This is a genomic window from Pseudomonas sp. FG36 (genome assembly GCF_057809275.1).
The window spans coordinates 73,118-89,067 of sequence record NZ_JBMDJQ010000011.1 but is presented as its reverse complement, the minus strand read 5'-3'; the positions used below and the strand labels follow the sequence as shown (position 1 = coordinate 89,067).

Genomic DNA, 15,950 nt, shown 5'->3' with positions numbered 1-15,950 from the left:
AGCCTGTTCCTTCTCAGAGATCGCCGAAGAAGCGCTTCACACCCTCGAACCAGCCGCTGGCCTTGGGCGAATGGGAGCTGTCGCCTTCCAGCGAATCGCGCAGCTCTTCGAGCAGCTCGCGCTGGCGACGGCTGAGGTTGACCGGCGTTTCCACCGCCACACGGCACAGCAGGTCGCCTGCCGCGCCACCGCGCACCGGCGCCACGCCCTTGCCGCGCAAGCGGAACTGCTTGCCGGTCTGGGTACCTTCGGGGATCTTCAGCTTCACGCGACCATCGAGGGTCGGCACTTCCAGCTCGCCACCCAGGGCGGCATCGGTATAGCTGATCGGCACTTCGCAGTAGAGGTGCTTGCCGTCGCGCTGGAAGATCGGGTGCTCACGCACGTTGACGACCACGTACAGGTCACCGGTCGGGCCGCCATGGGCACCCGCCTCGCCTTCGCCGGACAGGCGGATGCGATCGCCGGTATCGACGCCAGCCGGCACCTTGACCGACAGGGTCTTGTATTCCTCGACACGGCCTTCGCCGTGGCACGAGCCGCAAGGGTCGGTGATGATCTTGCCCTGGCCATGGCAGCGCGGGCAGGTCTGCTGTACCGCGAAGAAGCCCTGCTGCATGCGCACCTGGCCGATACCGCCACAGGTCGGGCAGGTCGACGGGGTCGAGCCCTTCTTGGCGCCGGAGCCGTCGCACGGCTTGCAGTTGACCAGCGTGGGGACGCGGATATTGACCGTGGTACCGCGCACCGCCTCTTCGAGATTGAGCTCGAGGGTGTAGCGCAGGTCGCTGCCACGCTGGGCGCCGCCACGACCACCACCACGGCCACCGCCGAAGAAATCACTGAAGACATCGCCGAAGATATCGGAGAAGTTGGCACCACCGAAGCCGGCACCGCCGCCGCCCATGCTCGGATCGACGCCGGCATGGCCGTACTGGTCGTACGCCGCACGCTTGCTGGCATCCGACAGCACTTCGTAGGCCTCGTTGGCCTCCTTGAACAGGTCTTCGGACTCTTTATCACCCGGGTTGCGGTCAGGGTGGTACTTCATCGCCAGACGGCGGTAGGCCTTCTTCAGATCACCTTCACTGGCGCCACGCTCGACACCCAGGACTTCATAAAAATCACGCTTTGCCATAGGTCATTGCACTCTTGGGGGCGTTCGGCATACCTCTGCGCATCGGTGCGCCATGCCGTCAGCACCTGCCGCCATACGCGAATGCGCCCAGACAGATGCTGTAAATAATTCTCGTGTTCCAGACACGCCAACGCGGGAGCAAGCCCCCGCGCGGCGACATCCTACCAGCTCACCGGCAAACGACGGTGAACTGGGCGACAACATGCAGGATTTACTGCTTGTTGTTGTCTTTTACTTCTTCGAACTCGGCGTCAACCACGTCATCGTGCTTGGCTTCCGGCTCGGCCTGCTGGGCGCCGCCCTGCGGTTGCTCGGCCTGTTGCTCGGCGTACATCTTCTGGGCAACAGGGGCCGAAACCTTGGACAGCTCCTCGACCTTGGCGTCGATGGCAGCCTTGTCGTCGCCCTTGACGGCGGCTTCCAGGGCAACCACGGCGGCCTCGATGGCAGTCTTCTCTTCGGCGGTGACCTTGTCACCCGCTTCAGTGACCATCTTGCGAGTCGAGTGGACCAGCGCGTCACCCTGGTTACGGGCGGCGGCCAGCTCTTCGAACTTGCGGTCTTCCTCGGCATTGGCCTCGGCGTCACGCACCATTTTCTCGATTTCTTCGTCGGACAGGCCGGAGTTGGCCTTGATCACGATCGACTGCGCCTTGCCGGTGGCCTTGTCCTTCGCACCGACGTGCAGGATGCCGTTGGCGTCGATGTCGAAGGTCACTTCGATCTGCGGCACGCCACGTGGAGCCGGCGGAATATCGGCCAGGTCGAACTTGCCCAGCGACTTGTTCTGCGAAGCTTGCTTGCGCTCGCCCTGCAGCACGTGGATGGTCACGGCGCCCTGGTTGTCGTCGGCGGTCGAGAACACCTGCGACTTCTTGGTCGGGATGGTGGTGTTCTTCTCGATCAGCGCGGTCATCACGCCACCCATGGTTTCGATACCCAGGGTCAGCGGGCTGACGTCCAGCAGCAGCACGTCCTTCACGTCACCGGCCAGAACGGCGCCCTGGATGGCAGCACCCATGGCGACAGCTTCGTCCGGGTTGACGTCCTTGCGTGCTTCTTTACCGAAGAAGTCGGCAACGGCTTTCTGCACCATCGGCATACGGGTCTGGCCACCGACCAGGATCACGTCGTCGATCTTGCTGGCATCGATGCCGGCGTCCTTCAGGGCGATGCGGCATGGCTCGATGGTACGGTTGACCAGGTCTTCGACCAGCGACTCCAGCTTGGCGCGGGAGATCTTCACGTTCAGGTGCTTCGGACCGGTTGCGTCTGCAGTGATGTACGGCAGGTTGACGTCGGTCGACTGGGCCGAGGACAGCTCGATCTTGGCTTTTTCAGCGGCTTCTTTCAGGCGCTGCAGGGCCAGGGGATCGTTCTTCAGGTCCATGCCGGACTCTTTCTTGAACTCGTCGACGAGGTAGTCGATCAGGCGCATGTCGAAGTCTTCGCCACCCAGGAAGGTGTCGCCGTTGGTAGCCAGTACTTCGAACTGGTGCTCACCGTCGACTTCGGCGATTTCGATGACCGATACGTCGAAGGTACCGCCACCCAGGTCATAGACGATGACGGTGTGGTCGCCCTTGCCCTTGTCCATGCCGTAGGCCAGCGCGGCGGCAGTCGGTTCGTTGATGATGCGCTTGACGTCCAGGCCAGCGATGCGGCCGGCGTCCTTGGTCGCCTGGCGCTGGCTGTCGTTGAAGTAGGCCGGTACGGTGATGACCGCTTCGGTGACAGGCTCGCCGAGGTAGTCTTCGGCGGTCTTCTTCATTTTCTTCAGGACTTCGGCGCTGATCTGCGGCGGCGCCATTTCCTTGCCGGAAGCCTCGACCCAGGCATCACCGTTGTTGGCCTTGACGATCTTGTAAGGCACCAGTTTGATATCTTTCTGGACGACGTCTTCTTCGAAGCGGCGGCCGATCAGACGCTTCACCGCGAACAGGGTGTTGTGCGGGTTGGTGACCGCCTGGCGCTTGGCCGACTGGCCAACCAGGATTTCGCCGTCGTTGGCGTAGGCGATGATCGAAGGCGTGGTGCGCGCGCCTTCGGCGTTCTCGATGACCTTGGCGGTGCCGTTTTCCAGCACGGAGACGCAGGAGTTGGTGGTCCCCAGGTCAATACCGATGATTTTACCCATGATGATTCTCCCGAAACTTGAATTTGGTAGCAGTGACTGCTTTGGCCATCTGCGCTAATACTTGAAGGCTTGACACCTAAATGGGGGCGCCCGGAAAGATTTCAAGCCTTTTCATTGATCGAAGGCTGCGCAGCGCTCGGCGCCTTGCTGACCACCACCATGGCGGGGCGCAGCAGGCGGCCGTTGAGCAGGTAGCCCTTCTGGAACACGTTGATCACGCTGTTCGGCTCGACATCGGCGCTTTCCTGCATGGCCATCGCCTGGTGGTGTTCGGCGTTGAACGGCTGACCGTGCGGATCGACGGCTTCAAGGTTGTAGCGCTTGAGGGTGTCCTGGAACATCTTCAGGGTCAGCTCGACACCTTCACGGATCTTCTTGACGTTCTCGTCTTCAGCGCTGGAGTGCGCCAGGGCCAGCTCCAGGCTGTCGATCACCGGCAGCAGGTCGGAGGAGAATTTCTCCAGGGCGAACTTGTGCGCCTTCTCGACGTCCTGCTCGGCACGGCGACGGATGTTCTGCAGGTCGGCGGCAGCGCGCAGGGATTGGTCCTTGGCGGCGGCCAGCTGCTCTTCGAGCTCCAGAACGCGCGCGTCGGCGGTTGCTGCACCGGCTTCTTCGGAATTCAGGTTCTTCTCATCCAGCTGTTCGTCAGCCATTGGGTTTCTCCTCCACGATTTCTGTCGTGCGAGCCAGGCTCGCCATGTCTTGCCGGCTATATGGGGTCGGAAAAACCAGGTTCAAGGGGGCAGGTGCTTTTCCACATTCGTCGACCGGCTATTGGCAGACTCGCGAAAAGCACTGTATAAATATCCAGACACGACCCCTCGGGAGCCGCCCCAATGCTGGTGCACCTGTCCATCCACAACTACGCCATCGTCGAACACCTCGACCTCGAGATCGCCCGCGGCATGTCCGTCATCACCGGCGAGACCGGGGCCGGCAAGTCGATCATGCTCGACGCCCTCGGCTTGGCCCTTGGCGATCGCGCCGACAGTGGCGTGGTGCGTCCGGGCACCGACAAGGCGGACATCCTCGCCACCTTCGACCTGGTCGACATCCCCGAGGCGCACGCCTGGCTCGCCGAGCGCGACCTGGAAAGCGACGGCCCCTGCATCCTGCGCCGAGTGATCACCGCCGAGGGCCGCAGCCGCGGCTACATCAATGGCACCCCCTGCCCGCTGGGCGACCTCAAGGCCCTGGGCGAGCTGCTGATCGACATCCACAGCCAGCACGAACACCAGTCGCTACTGAAAACCGATACCCACCGCCGTCTGGTGGACGAGTACGCCGGCGCCACCGACCTGGCCCGCCAGGTACAGCTGGCCGCCAAGCGCTGGAACCAGACGCGCCAAGAGCTGGAGCGCCTGAGCAACTCCGGCGACGAGCAGCGGGCGCGCCACCAGTTGCTCAGCTACCAGCTGGAGGAACTCGACAACCTGGGCCTTGGCGAAAACGAGCTGGAACAGCTGGAGCAGGAGCACAAGAACCTGACCAATGCCGAGGCCCTCTTCGGCATCTGCCGCCAGGTCATCGACCAGTGCAGCGAAAGCGATTCGGGCAACGTGCTTAGCGCCCTGACCATGAGCCTCAATCGCCTAGGCGCGGTAGGCAATGCACCCAAGGCACTGGGCGAGGCGGTCAACCTGATTGCCAGCGCGCAGATCCAGGTGGAAGAGGCCGTCGGCGAACTCAACCGCTTCCTCGACAACTTCGATGCCGACCCGATGCGCCTGCAGACCCTCGAAGAACGCCTGGACACTATCTATACACTCGCCCGCAAACACCGCGTGCACCCCACCGAACTGCCGCACCTGCAACAGCGCCTGATGGAGGAGCTGGAAGGCCTGAACGCCAGCGACGAGTCGATCGAGCGGCTGGGCGAGGAGCTCGCGGCCTTCGCCCAGCACTATAAAGAGAAGGCCATCGAGCTCAGCGCCCTGCGCCAGCAGGCGGCCAAGCAGCTGGCCACCGCCGTGGAGCAGGAAATCCAGCGCCTGGGCATGCCCGGCGGGCGCTTCTGCATCGAACTCACCCCTTTCGAAAGCACGGACCTCTCGCCCCACGGCCTGGAGCAGATCGAGCTGCTGGTCAGCGCCAACCCCGGCCAGCCACTCAAGGGCCTGGCCAAGGTGGCCTCGGGCGGCGAGCTGTCACGCATCAGCCTGGCGATCCAGGTGATCACCGCACAGACTTCACGCATTCCGACCCTGGTATTCGACGAAGTCGACGTGGGTATCGGCGGCCCGACCGCCGAGATTGTCGGTCAATTGCTTCGCCGCCTCGGCGAACGCGGCCAGGTGCTGACCGTGACCCACCTGCCACAGGTAGCCGCCCAGGGGCATCACCACCTGTTCGTGCACAAAGTGCGCAACAGCGACACCACGCATACCGCCGTGGCCAGCCTGGGCAAGCGCGAGCGAGTCGAGGAAGTGGCGCGGATGCTGGGCGGCATCGACCTCACCAAGGAGTCGCTGGCCCATGCGCGCAAGATGGTAGTGAGTGGCAAGGCCTGAGCGGCCGAAGCGAGCCCAACCCAGAAAGCACAAAGGCGACCCGAAGGTCGCCTTTGTCGTCAATAACGATTAAATCGTTACTTCTTTTTACGCACGTACAGCACCAGATTGTGGTCCACCAGCTCGAAGCCATGCTCGGCAACGATCTCTTTCTGGCGCTTCTCGATTTCGGCATCGAAGAATTCAATGACTTCACCGCTGTCCACGTTGACCATGTGATCGTGGTGCTTACCATCCGCCAGCTCGAACACCGCGTGGCCGCCATCAAAGTTGTGGCGCTCCACCAGGCCCGCCGCTTCGAATTGGGTCAGTACGCGGTACACGGTCGCCAGACCGACATCTTCGCCAGCTTCCATCAGCGCCTTGTACACATCCTCGGCACTCATGTGACGCTGCTCGGCGGAGTCGAGCATCTGAAGAATCTTTACTCGAGGCAGGGTTACCTTGAGGCCCGCTTTGCGCAATTCGCTATTTTCAACCATGGTCAGCTTTCTCGCCGATGCTGCTTCGCAGCTTCTCTTAATACGGGTATGATCGGGGTTTACGTTGTCCAGCCAAGATAGTGGAAGTCGCCCACCGATGCAAAACACCAAGCTCTTGCTAACCAGCCTCACCCTAGTGGGACTGCTCGCACTCGCCGGTTGCTCGTTTCCCGGGGTTTACAAAATCGACATCCAGCAGGGCAATGTCGTCACGCAGGATATGATAGACCAATTGCGCCCGGGAATGACCCGCCGACAAGTAAGGTTTATCATGGGCAACCCCCTGCTGCAGGACACCTTCCACACCAATCGCTGGGATTATCTCTACAGCCTGCAGCCTGGCGGCGGCCAGCGCCAGCAAGAGCGCATGAGCATCTTCTTCAACGAGAACGACCAACTGGTCAACCTCTCCGGCGACTTCATGCCAGGCGTCAGCCGCGACCAGGAAATCCTCGGCGGCAGCGGCGACACCACGGTCAACCCGGACAAGCAGCCGAGCCAACCGGAGAAGCCAGCCAAGCCAGGCTCGCTGGAAGACTCACTGCAAAAGGAAATCGACAACGTCGAGACCACCCCGGTGCCGACACCAGCACCGCTGGAAACTTCGCCGCAGTAAATGCGCCGATACTAAAAAGCCCGGATCTTGCCCGGGCTTTTTATTGCCTGCATGAATGGCGGGGCTTGCTCACCCGCCACGCGCACCCTCAACCATTGAGCTGCTTGGCCCGCTGACAGAAGGCATCGACCATGGTGTTGGCCGCCTGGTTGAACAGTGGCCCCAAGGTGGCCCGCACCAAGGCACCGGCGTAGTCGAACGACAGGTCGAGGCTGATCTTGCAGGCCTTTTCTCCCAGCGGCTTGAACACCCACAGCCCATGCAACTGGGTGAACGGCCCCTCCTCCAGGTTCATCTCGATCGACTGCCCCGGCACCAGCACATTGCGCGTGATGAACTGCTGGCTCATGCCACCCTTGGCCACTTCCAGCCTGGCCCGCATGTGCGTGTCACTGGTCTCGAGCACCGTGGACGCCGAGCACCAGGGCAGGAACTCCGGGTAGCTCGCCACATCGTTGACCAGGTCGTAGAGCGCCTGGGCAGGGTACGGCAGCAGAGCGGAGCGTTGAATATGGGTAGTCATCCAGGCGTCACTTCCAAACTGGGCGGCAGCGCTTGTCAGCGCCTTGAAAACGGCTCTGCGCGGCAGAGCGTGGGTTGCATTGTCCGGGATTCACACAACAGGCTCAAGCGCAGCTAAACCCCGTAGCCGAGGACGCGGCGACTGCCTATAATGCCGCCCCTATGGCTAAACAAAAGAAGCATCCGACCGGGACCATCGCGCAGAACAAGAAAGCGCGACACGATTACTTCATCGAACACAAGTTCGAGGCCGGGCTGGTCCTGTCCGGTTGGGAAGTAAAAAGCCTGCGGGCCGGCAAGGCGCACCTGACCGACAGCTACGTGCTGCTCAAGGATGGCGAAGCCTGGCTGTTCGGCAGCCACATCACCCCGCTGAACACCGCCAGCACCCACGTCATTGCCGACCCCATCCGCACCCGCAAGCTGCTGCTGAACAAGCGCGAGCTCGAGCGCCTGGAAGCGGCCGTGGCGCAGAAGGGCTACACCTGCGTGGCGATGTCGCTGTACTGGAGCAAGCACCTGATCAAGTGCGAGATCGCACTCGGCAAGGGCAAGAAGGAGTTCGACAAGCGCGATACCGTGCGCGAGCGCGACTCCAACCGCGAGCTGCAGCGCACGATGCGCAACAAGGGCAAGGAAGAGTAAGGCTCGGCCTGACCTTTCACGTGGGAGCGGGCTTGCCCCGTTCCCACGAAGTCCAGAATCAGCGCCCGCTGCGCCGCTCCGCCCGCGCCACCCGCTGCGCTTCCTGCTGCGCCTCCTGCAGCACTTCCTGCACATACAGAATGTGCCGGCTGGACACCTCCCGCGCGTCTTCCGCACGCCCCTCGACAATCGCCAGATACAACTCGCGATGCTGGCTGATCAGCATGTCGCGGGTCTCAGTGCGTTGCTGGTACATGCCGCCAATGTTGGTCACCACATTGCGCTTGAGCAGGTCGAACAACCCGCGAATGGTGTGCAACAACACGGCATTGTGGCTGGCCTCGGCAATGGCCAGATGGAAACGCGCATCCGCCGCCCCCTCCTCCGCCCGGTCCACTTCACCGACACGGTTGTAGCAGTCCTGCAACGCATCGAAGGCAGTCTTCAGCCGCTCGCGATCCGGCTCGGTGGCGCGCTGCGCCGCGTAGTAGGCGCAGGACGCCTCCAGCGTATGACGAAACTCCAGCAGATCACGCTGCGCCTCGGGACTGGATTCGAGAAGCTTCAGCAAGGGGTCGCTGAAGGTCGAGCCCAATGACTCGGCCACATAGTTGCCGCCGCCCTGGCGACTGACCAGCAAGCCCTTGGCCACCAGCTTCTGGATCGCCTCGCGCAGCGATGGCCGCGACACGCCGAACTGCTCGGCCAGGGCGCGCTCGGCCGGCAGGCGCTGACCCGAGGTGAGGGTGCCTTCGAGAATCATCCCTTCCAACCGATCGACGATGTCGTCGGACAGGCGCCGCTGGCGGACCTGATCAAAAACCATCACATGCTCTCCACGAACCCCGGGGATGCGAATCCGGGGGCGCCTATTCTGCGCCTATCCGGCTTGCGCCGACAGCCGTCAGGCGGCGTTTTTCCCAGCCAAGCAGATGCCCGCTCATCGGCATCCGACCAAAGTTTCCCACAGGACAAATTGACACACCCTGCGTGGCGCTCTTAACCTAGCGACCAGCCATTGTAAATTGGTCTTACCAATTATCCAATGCCAGTGCCTTGACCAACAACAATTAGGGGCCACCCCATATGCAAACCTGGCAACAACTCTATACCCCGCTTGGTAGCCTTGGCCTGTCCGCGCTGGCGGCGGTCATCCCAATCGTGTTCTTCTTCCTCGCCCTCGCCGTGTTCCGCCTCAAGGGCCACGTCGCCGGCAGCATCACCCTGGCACTGTCGATCCTGGTGGCGATCTTCGCCTTCCAGATGCCTGTCGACATGGCGCTGGCCGCTGCGGGTTATGGCTTCCTCTACGGCCTGTGGCCGATTGCCTGGATCATCGTCGCCGCGGTGTTCCTCTACAAACTCACGGTCAAGAGTGGCCAGTTCGAAGTCATCCGCAGCTCGGTACTGTCGATCACCGACGACCAGCGCCTGCAGGTGCTGCTGATCGGCTTCTGCTTCGGCGCCTTCCTCGAAGGCGCGGCCGGCTTCGGCGCCCCGGTGGCCATCACCGCCGCGCTGCTGGTGGGCCTGGGCTTCAACCCACTGTACGCCGCCGGCCTGTGCCTGATCGCCAACACCGCCCCGGTGGCCTTCGGCGCCTTAGGCATCCCGATCATCGTCGCCGGCCAGGTGACTGGCATCGACGCCTTCCACATCGGCGCCATGACCGGTCGCCAGCTGCCGCTGCTGTCGCTGTTCGTGCCGTTCTGGCTGGTGTTCATGATGGACGGCGTGCGCGGCGTGAAAGAGACCTGGCCTGCCGCCCTGGTGGCCGGCCTGAGCTTCGCCGTCACCCAGTACTTCACCTCCAACTTCATCGGCCCGGAGCTGCCCGACATCACCTCGGCCCTGGCCAGCCTGATCGCCCTGACCCTGTTCCTCAAGGTCTGGCAGCCCAAGCGCGCGTTCGCCGAGGCCAAGGGCAGTGTCGGCGCCGCCGTCGTGCAGTCGAGCGGCAGCCAACCGAGCCCGTACAGCTTTGGCGAGATCTTCAAGGCCTGGTCGCCATTCCTGATCCTCACCGTGCTGGTGACCATCTGGACCCTCAAACCGTTCAAGGCGGCCTTCGCCCCGGGCGGCGCGATGTACAACTTCGTGTTCAACTTCGCCATCCCGCACCTCGACCAGCTGGTGGTCAAGACCGCACCAATCGTCACAGCGCCCACCGCCATGCCGGCCGTGTTCAAGCTCGACCCGATCTCCGCCACCGGCACCGCGATCTTCCTCTCGGCACTGATCTCGATGTGGGTGCTGAAGATCAACTTCAAAACTGGTCTGACCACTTTCAAAGAAACGTTCTGGGAACTGCGCTGGCCGATCCTGTCGATCGGCATGGTGCTGGCCTTCGCCTTCGTCACCAACTACTCGGGCATGTCCTCGACCATGGCCCTGGTGCTGGCCGGCACCGGCGCGGCGTTCCCGTTCTTCTCGCCGTTCCTCGGCTGGCTGGGCGTGTTCCTGACCGGCTCGGACACCTCGTCCAACGCCCTGTTCAGCTCGCTGCAGGCCACCACCGCGCACCAGATCGGCGTCAGCGACACCCTGCTGGTGGCGGCCAATACCAGCGGCGGCGTGACCGGCAAGATGATCTCGCCGCAGTCGATCGCCGTGGCCTGCGCGGCCACCGGCCTGGTCGGCAAGGAATCCGACCTGTTCCGCTTCACCGTCAAGCACAGCCTGTTCTTCGCCACCATCGTCGGCCTGATCACTCTGGTCCAGGCCTACTGGCTCACTGGCATGCTGGTTCATCACTAAAGTGACAGGGGCCGGGCGCCTTGACGCGCCCGGCATTCCCCACAAGCAACGCTGCGAGAATCCATGATCATTTCCGCCTCCACCGACTATCGCGCCGCGGCCCAACGCAAGCTGCCCCCCTTCCTGTTCCACTACGCCGACGGCGGCGCCTACGCCGAGCACACCCTGCGCCACAACGTCTCGGACCTGGCCGGCATCGCCTTGCGCCAGCGCGTACTGAAGAACATGTCCGAGCTGAGCTTGCAGACGCAGCTGTTCGACGAAACCCTGAGCATGCCCGTGGCCCTCGCCCCGGTCGGCCTCACCGGCATGTACGCCCGCCGTGGCGAAGTGCAGGCGGCACGCGCAGCGGCGGCACACGGCATTCCGTTCACGATGTCGACGGTATCGGTGTGCCCGATCGAAGAAGTGGCCCCGGCCATCGACCGGCCGATGTGGTTCCAGCTGTATGTGCTCAAGGACCGCGGCTTCATGCGCAACGCCCTGGAGCGCGCCAAGGCCGCCGGCGTGAAGACCCTGGTGTTCACCGTCGACATGCCCGTGCCCGGCGCCCGCTACCGCGATGCCCACTCCGGCATGAGCGGCGCCAACGGCCCGCTGCGCCGCGTGCTGCAAGCCATGACCCACCCACAATGGGCCTGGGACGTCGGCGTGATGGGCCGCCCCCACGACCTGGGCAATATCTCCGCCTACCGCGGCAACCCCACGGGCCTGGCCGACTACATCGGCTGGCTGGGCAACAACTTCGACCCGTCCATCTCCTGGAAAGACCTGGAGTGGATCCGCGAATTCTGGGACGGCCCGATGATCATCAAGGGCATCCTTGACGCCGATGACGCCCGCGACGCGGTCAAGTTCGGCGCCGACGGCATCGTCGTCTCCAACCACGGCGGCCGCCAGCTCGATGGCGTGCTGTCCAGCGCCCGCGCCCTGCCGGCCATCGCCGACGCGGTGAAGGGCGATATCAAGATCCTCGCCGACTCCGGCATCCGCAGCGGCCTCGATGTGGTGCGCATGATCGCCCTGGGCGCCGACAGCGTGCTGATCGGCCGCGCCTTCCTCTATGCCCTGGCCACCCATGGCGAGGCCGGGGTGAAGAACCTGCTGGAGCTGTTCGAGAAGGAGATGCGCGTGGCCATGGTGCTGACCGGTGCCAAGTCCATCGGCGAGATCAGCAAAGACTCGCTGGTCCGCGAACTGGGCGCCTGAGCGCGCCCGCCAACGCCTGAATATCCGGGGCACGCCGCGCGCCAGACGCCGCGGCCCCGCGAGGAGACTGCATGAGCCTGCCCGCCGCGTTCCTGCGTGATGCCGAGCGCCTGATCCCCGCCGAACGCCGCTTCGACGACCCGACCTCGACCCTGGCCTTCGGCACCGACGCCAGCTTCTACCGGCTGATCCCCAAGCTGGTGCTGCGCGTGGAGTCCGAGGACGAAGTGGTCGCGCTGATCCAGCTGGCCCAGCGCGACCGGGTGCCGGTGACCTTCCGAGCCGCCGGCACCAGCCTGTCCGGCCAGGCCATCAGCGACTCGGTGCTGATCGTGCTCGGCGACAACTGGAATGGCCGGGAGATTCGCCACCAGGGCGGGCAGATCCGCCTGCAGCCCGGCGTGATCGGCGCCCAGGCCAATGCCTGGCTGGCCCCCTATGGGCGCAAGATCGGCCCGGACCCGGCGTCGATCAACGCCTGCAAGATCGGCGGTATCGTCGCCAACAATGCCAGTGGCATGTGCTGCGGCACCGCCCAGAACACCTACCACACCCTCGCTGGTCTGCGCCTGGTGCTGGCCGACGGCACCCGCCTGGACAGCGAGGACCCAACCAGCGTCGCCGCCTTCGAGCACAGCCACGCCGGCCTGCTGGACGAACTGGCCCGCCTTGGCCGCGAGACCCGCGCCAACACCGCGCTGGCTGAACGCATCCGGCACAAGTACCGGCTGAAAAACACCACGGGGCTCTCACTCAACGCACTGGTGGACTACGACCAGCCGCTCGATATCCTGCAGCACCTGCTGGTCGGTTCCGAAGGCACCCTTGGCTTCATCAGTGCCGTCACCTACAACACCGTGCCCGACCACCCGCACAAGGCCAGCGCGCTGCTGGTGTTCCCCAGCGTTGAAAGCTGCTGCCGCGCCGTGACCATGCTCAAGCGCCAGCCAGTCTCCGCCGTGGAGCTGCTCGACCGCCGCAGCCTGCGCTCGGTGCAGGAGATGCCGGGCATGCCGGCATGGGTCAAGGACCTGTCGGCAAACGCCTGCGCCCTGCTGATCGAGTGCCGCGCCGCCAGCCAGAGCCTGCTGCACGAGCAGCTCGAGCAGGTGATGGCGTCCATCGACGACTACCCGCTGGAGCAGAAGGTCGCGTTCAGCGAAGACCCGGCGGTGTACAACCAGCTGTGGAAGATCCGCAAGGACACCTTCCCCGCCGTCGGCGCCGTGCGCCAGACCGGCACCACGGTGATCATCGAGGACGTGACCTTCCCCATCGAGCAACTGGCCGAAGGCGTCAACCGCCTGATCCAGCTGTTCGACAAGCACCGCTACGACGAGGCGATCATTTTCGGCCACGCCCTGGAAGGCAACCTGCACTTCGTCTTCACCCAGGGCTTTAACAGTGCCGAGGAAGTGGCTCGCTACCAGGCCTTCATGGACGACGTGGCGCAGCTGGTGGCCGTGGAATTCGGCGGCTCGCTCAAGGCCGAGCACGGCACCGGGCGCAACATGGCGCCCTTCGTCGAGCTGGAATGGGGGCATGACGCCTACCAGCTGATGTGGAAGCTCAAGCGCCTGCTCGACCCCAACGGCATCCTCAACCCCGATGTGGTGCTGAGCGAGGACCCCGACATCCACCTGAAGAACCTCAAGCCGCTGCCGGCCGCCGACGAGATCGTCGACAAGTGCATCGAGTGCGGTTTCTGCGAGCCGGTGTGTCCGTCGAAAGGGCTTACCTTGAGCCCGCGCCAGCGCATCGTCATGTGGCGCGACATCCAGGCGAAGAAACGCGCCGGCGTTGATACCCGCGAACTGCTGCGCACCTACCAGTACCAGGGCATCGACACCTGCGCCGCCACCGGCCTGTGCGCACAGCGCTGCCCGGTGGGCATCAACACCGGCGAGCTGGTGAAGAAGCTGCGCGGTCAGGCGGCCGAACACGGCAAGGCCGCCGACTGGCTGGCCGAGCATTTCCACGCCACCCTGCACGGCGCGCGCTTCACGCTGGCCGCCGCCAATGGCGCGCGCAAGCTGCTCGGTGCCCCGCGCATGAGCCGGCTCAGCGCCCGCCTGAGCAAGGCCAGCAAAGGCCGCCTGCCGCAGTGGACTCCCGCCATGCCGCAGCCGCTGCGAGCCGTCGAGCTCAGCACCGCGAGCCACGACGCCCGCCCTCGCGTGGTCTACCTGGCCGCCTGCGTATCGCGGGTCATGGGCCCGGCCTATGCCGACCGCGAGCAGAGTTCGCTGCTGGACAAAACCCGTGCCCTGCTAGAGAAGGCCGGCTACCAGGTAGTGTTCCCGGACAACGCCGACAGTCTGTGCTGCGGCCAGCCGTTCGCCTCCAAGGGCTACCCCAAGCAGGCCGAGCACAAGCGCCAGGAACTGATCACCGCGCTGCTGCACGCCAGCCGTGGCGGCCTTGATCCGATCTACTGCGACACCAGCCCCTGCACCCTGCGCCTGGTCCAGGACCTGGGCGAATCGCGGCTGGACCTGTACGACCCGGTGCGCTTCATCCGCACCCACCTGGTCGACAAGCTGGAGTTCACCCCCCAGGACGAGCCCGTGGCGGTGCACGTGACCTGCAGCACCCAGCACCTGGGCGAAAGCCAGGCGCTGATCGACCTGGCGCGGCGCTGCAGCAAGCAGGTGGTGATCCCCGAAGGCATTCATTGCTGCGGCTTCGCCGGCGACAAGGGCTTCACCACACCGGAGCTCAACGCCCATTCGCTGCGCACGCTCAAGGACGCGGTGCAGTATTGCAGCGAGGGGATCTCCACCAGCCGCACCTGCGAGATCGGCCTGTCGAGCCACAGTGGCATCGATTATCACGGGCTGGTCTACCTGGTAGACCGGGTTACCCGGGCGCGCGGCCACTGAACCGCAAGGCAACCCCGCTCTCTCGTGGGAGCGGGCCAGCCCCGCGATGGCGCCGGCAAAGCCGGCAGCACAACTGCGTCCTGCACAAACCCCACGCACTCAAGTAAACTGGCGGCCTTTTCGCGCAGCCTCGGGCTGCCCCTGTCGATTTACCAAAGGTGCCCGCCATGCCCTGGCTGCAAGTACGCCTGGCCATCAGCCCGGAACAAGCCGAAACCTACGAAGACGCCCTGCTTGAAGTGGGCGCCGTCTCGGTGACTTTCATGGACGCCGAAGACCAGCCGATCTTCGAACCGGACCTCAACACCACCCCGCTGTGGTCGCACACGCACCTGCTGGCGCTGTTCGAGGCCGATGCCGAGCCCGAGCAGGTGTTCGCCCACCTGCGCCTGCTGACCGGTGCCGAGCTGCCCGAGTACCACGCCGAGGTGATCGAGGACCAGGACTGGGAGCGCAGCTGGATGGACAACTTCCAGCCGATGCGTTTCGGCCAGCGCCTGTGGATCGTGCCGAGCTGGCACGAAGCCCCGGAAAAGGACGCGGTCAACCTGCTGCTCGACCCGGGCCTGGCCTTTGGCACGGGTACCCACCCGACCACCGCGCTGTGCCTGGAATGGCTCGACGGCCAGCAGCTGCAAGGCACGCAGGTGCTCGACTTCGGCTGCGGCTCGGGCATCCTGGCCATTGCCGCGCTGCTGCTCGGTGCCCGCCACGCGGTCGGCACCGACATCGACGTGCAGGCTATCGAGGCCTCGCGTGACAACGCCCAGCGCAACGGCATTGCCGACGACACGTTCGACCTGTACCTGCCCGAGCAGATGCCGGCCATGCAGGCCGACGTGCTGGTCGCCAACATCCTGGCCGGCCCGCTGGTATCGCTGGCGCCGCAGCTGTCCGGCCTGGTGCGCCCCGGCGGCCTGCTGGCGCTGTCGGGCATCCTCGCCGAACAGGGTGAGGAAGTGGCCGCCGCCTATGCCGCCGACTTCGACCTGGACCCGATCGTCGTGCGCGACGGCTGGGTACGTATCAGTGGTCGCCGCCGCTAAGCG

At 64.5% G+C, this 15,950-nt stretch carries 13 protein-coding genes; 7 read left to right on the top strand and 6 right to left on the bottom strand.

The features are described 5' to 3' along the window. Positions 1 to 13: 13 nt before the first annotated feature. The 3 genes from dnaJ to grpE all read right to left on the bottom strand — a co-directional run bounded on the left by dnaJ (position 14) and on the right by grpE (position 3,931). Positions 14 to 1,138: a molecular chaperone DnaJ gene (dnaJ, locus tag ACODS9_RS11230; RefSeq protein WP_028691264.1), complete on the bottom strand. Its 1,125-nt coding sequence runs from the start codon at positions 1,136 to 1,138 to the stop codon at positions 14 to 16. Positions 1,139 to 1,349: 211 nt separating this feature from the next. Then, positions 1,350 to 3,275 (bottom strand): molecular chaperone DnaK, encoded by a 1,926-nt coding sequence (gene dnaK, locus ACODS9_RS11225; RefSeq protein ID WP_217867301.1) that lies wholly within the window; start codon positions 3,273 to 3,275, stop codon positions 1,350 to 1,352. A 101-nt stretch (positions 3,276 to 3,376) separates the two neighbouring features. Continuing rightward, positions 3,377 to 3,931: a nucleotide exchange factor GrpE gene (gene grpE / locus ACODS9_RS11220; RefSeq protein ID WP_023629352.1), complete on the bottom strand. Its 555-nt coding sequence runs from the start codon at positions 3,929 to 3,931 to the stop codon at positions 3,377 to 3,379. Between the two features lie 183 nt (positions 3,932 to 4,114). On the opposite strand from grpE, the gene recN reads away from it, so the two are divergent. After that, positions 4,115 to 5,788 (top strand): DNA repair protein RecN, encoded by a 1,674-nt coding sequence (recN, locus tag ACODS9_RS11215; RefSeq protein ID WP_046854058.1) that lies wholly within the window; start codon positions 4,115 to 4,117, stop codon positions 5,786 to 5,788. Positions 5,789 to 5,865: 77 nt separating this feature from the next. Here recN and fur read toward each other — a convergent pair whose 3' ends face one another. Next, on the bottom strand, positions 5,866 to 6,270 hold the full coding sequence (fur, locus tag ACODS9_RS11210; protein ID WP_028691268.1) for a ferric iron uptake transcriptional regulator: 405 nt from the start codon (positions 6,268 to 6,270) through the stop codon (positions 5,866 to 5,868). Positions 6,271 to 6,367: 97 nt separating this feature from the next. Between fur and ACODS9_RS11205 the strand changes: the two genes are divergently transcribed. Next, complete coding sequence (locus ACODS9_RS11205; protein WP_046854057.1) at positions 6,368 to 6,886, top strand: outer membrane protein assembly factor BamE; 519 nt, start codon at positions 6,368 to 6,370, stop codon at positions 6,884 to 6,886. Positions 6,887 to 6,974: 88 nt separating this feature from the next. On the opposite strand, the gene ACODS9_RS11200 is transcribed toward ACODS9_RS11205, so the two are convergent. After that, positions 6,975 to 7,409 carry a type II toxin-antitoxin system RatA family toxin gene (locus tag ACODS9_RS11200; protein WP_046854056.1) on the bottom strand — a complete coding sequence of 145 codons (435 nt, stop codon included), beginning with the start codon at positions 7,407 to 7,409 and terminating at the stop codon, positions 6,975 to 6,977. A gap of 161 nt (positions 7,410 to 7,570) precedes the next feature. On the opposite strand from ACODS9_RS11200, the gene smpB reads away from it, so the two are divergent. Further along, positions 7,571 to 8,053 (top strand): SsrA-binding protein SmpB, encoded by a 483-nt coding sequence (gene smpB / locus ACODS9_RS11195; RefSeq protein WP_023629355.1) that lies wholly within the window; start codon positions 7,571 to 7,573, stop codon positions 8,051 to 8,053. A gap of 58 nt (positions 8,054 to 8,111) precedes the next feature. Here the strand turns inward: smpB and ACODS9_RS11190 are convergent, their stop codons facing one another. Further along, positions 8,112 to 8,879 (bottom strand): FCD domain-containing protein, encoded by a 768-nt coding sequence (locus tag ACODS9_RS11190; RefSeq protein ID WP_023629356.1) that lies wholly within the window; start codon positions 8,877 to 8,879, stop codon positions 8,112 to 8,114. Between the two features lie 260 nt (positions 8,880 to 9,139). Between ACODS9_RS11190 and ACODS9_RS11185 the strand changes: the two genes are divergently transcribed. The 4 genes from ACODS9_RS11185 (at position 9,140) to prmA (ending at position 15,947) form a co-directional block, all read left to right on the top strand. Next, positions 9,140 to 10,810 (top strand): lactate permease LctP family transporter, encoded by a 1,671-nt coding sequence (locus ACODS9_RS11185; protein ID WP_102683181.1) that lies wholly within the window; start codon positions 9,140 to 9,142, stop codon positions 10,808 to 10,810. 63 nt (positions 10,811 to 10,873) lie between these two features. Further along, on the top strand, positions 10,874 to 12,019 hold the full coding sequence (gene lldD, locus ACODS9_RS11180) for an FMN-dependent L-lactate dehydrogenase LldD (protein WP_038706870.1): 1,146 nt from the start codon (positions 10,874 to 10,876) through the stop codon (positions 12,017 to 12,019). Between the two features lie 71 nt (positions 12,020 to 12,090). Beyond that, positions 12,091 to 14,901 (top strand): FAD-binding and (Fe-S)-binding domain-containing protein, encoded by a 2,811-nt coding sequence (locus ACODS9_RS11175; protein ID WP_489093914.1) that lies wholly within the window; start codon positions 12,091 to 12,093, stop codon positions 14,899 to 14,901. Positions 14,902 to 15,068: 167 nt separating this feature from the next. Further along, the gene (gene prmA, locus ACODS9_RS11170; protein WP_046854052.1) at positions 15,069 to 15,947 is read left to right on the top strand and encodes a 50S ribosomal protein L11 methyltransferase; all 879 of its coding nucleotides are present in this window, start codon (positions 15,069 to 15,071) and stop codon (positions 15,945 to 15,947) included. Positions 15,948 to 15,950 lie beyond the last annotated feature (3 nt).

Bases quoted from the DNA above. Each gene is read 5' to 3' on its own strand.
- dnaJ (WP_028691264.1), bottom strand. From the start codon at position 1,138: ATGGCAAAGCGTGATTTTTATGAAGTCCTGGGTGTCGAGCGTGGCGCC.
- dnaK (WP_217867301.1), bottom strand. From the start codon at position 3,275: ATGGGTAAAATCATCGGTATTGACCTGGGGACCACCAACTCCTGCGTC.
- grpE (WP_023629352.1), bottom strand. From the start codon at position 3,931: ATGGCTGACGAACAGCTGGATGAGAAGAACCTGAATTCCGAAGAAGCC.
- recN (WP_046854058.1), top strand. From the start codon at position 4,115: ATGCTGGTGCACCTGTCCATCCACAACTACGCCATCGTCGAACACCTC.
- fur (WP_028691268.1), bottom strand. From the start codon at position 6,270: ATGGTTGAAAATAGCGAATTGCGCAAAGCGGGCCTCAAGGTAACCCTG.
- ACODS9_RS11205 (WP_046854057.1), top strand. From the start codon at position 6,368: ATGCAAAACACCAAGCTCTTGCTAACCAGCCTCACCCTAGTGGGACTG.
- ACODS9_RS11200 (WP_046854056.1), bottom strand. From the start codon at position 7,409: ATGACTACCCATATTCAACGCTCCGCTCTGCTGCCGTACCCTGCCCAG.
- smpB (WP_023629355.1), top strand. From the start codon at position 7,571: ATGGCTAAACAAAAGAAGCATCCGACCGGGACCATCGCGCAGAACAAG.
- ACODS9_RS11190 (WP_023629356.1), bottom strand. From the start codon at position 8,879: ATGGTTTTTGATCAGGTCCGCCAGCGGCGCCTGTCCGACGACATCGTC.
- ACODS9_RS11185 (WP_102683181.1), top strand. From the start codon at position 9,140: ATGCAAACCTGGCAACAACTCTATACCCCGCTTGGTAGCCTTGGCCTG.
- lldD (WP_038706870.1), top strand. From the start codon at position 10,874: ATGATCATTTCCGCCTCCACCGACTATCGCGCCGCGGCCCAACGCAAG.
- ACODS9_RS11175 (WP_489093914.1), top strand. From the start codon at position 12,091: ATGAGCCTGCCCGCCGCGTTCCTGCGTGATGCCGAGCGCCTGATCCCC.
- prmA (WP_046854052.1), top strand. From the start codon at position 15,069: ATGCCCTGGCTGCAAGTACGCCTGGCCATCAGCCCGGAACAAGCCGAA.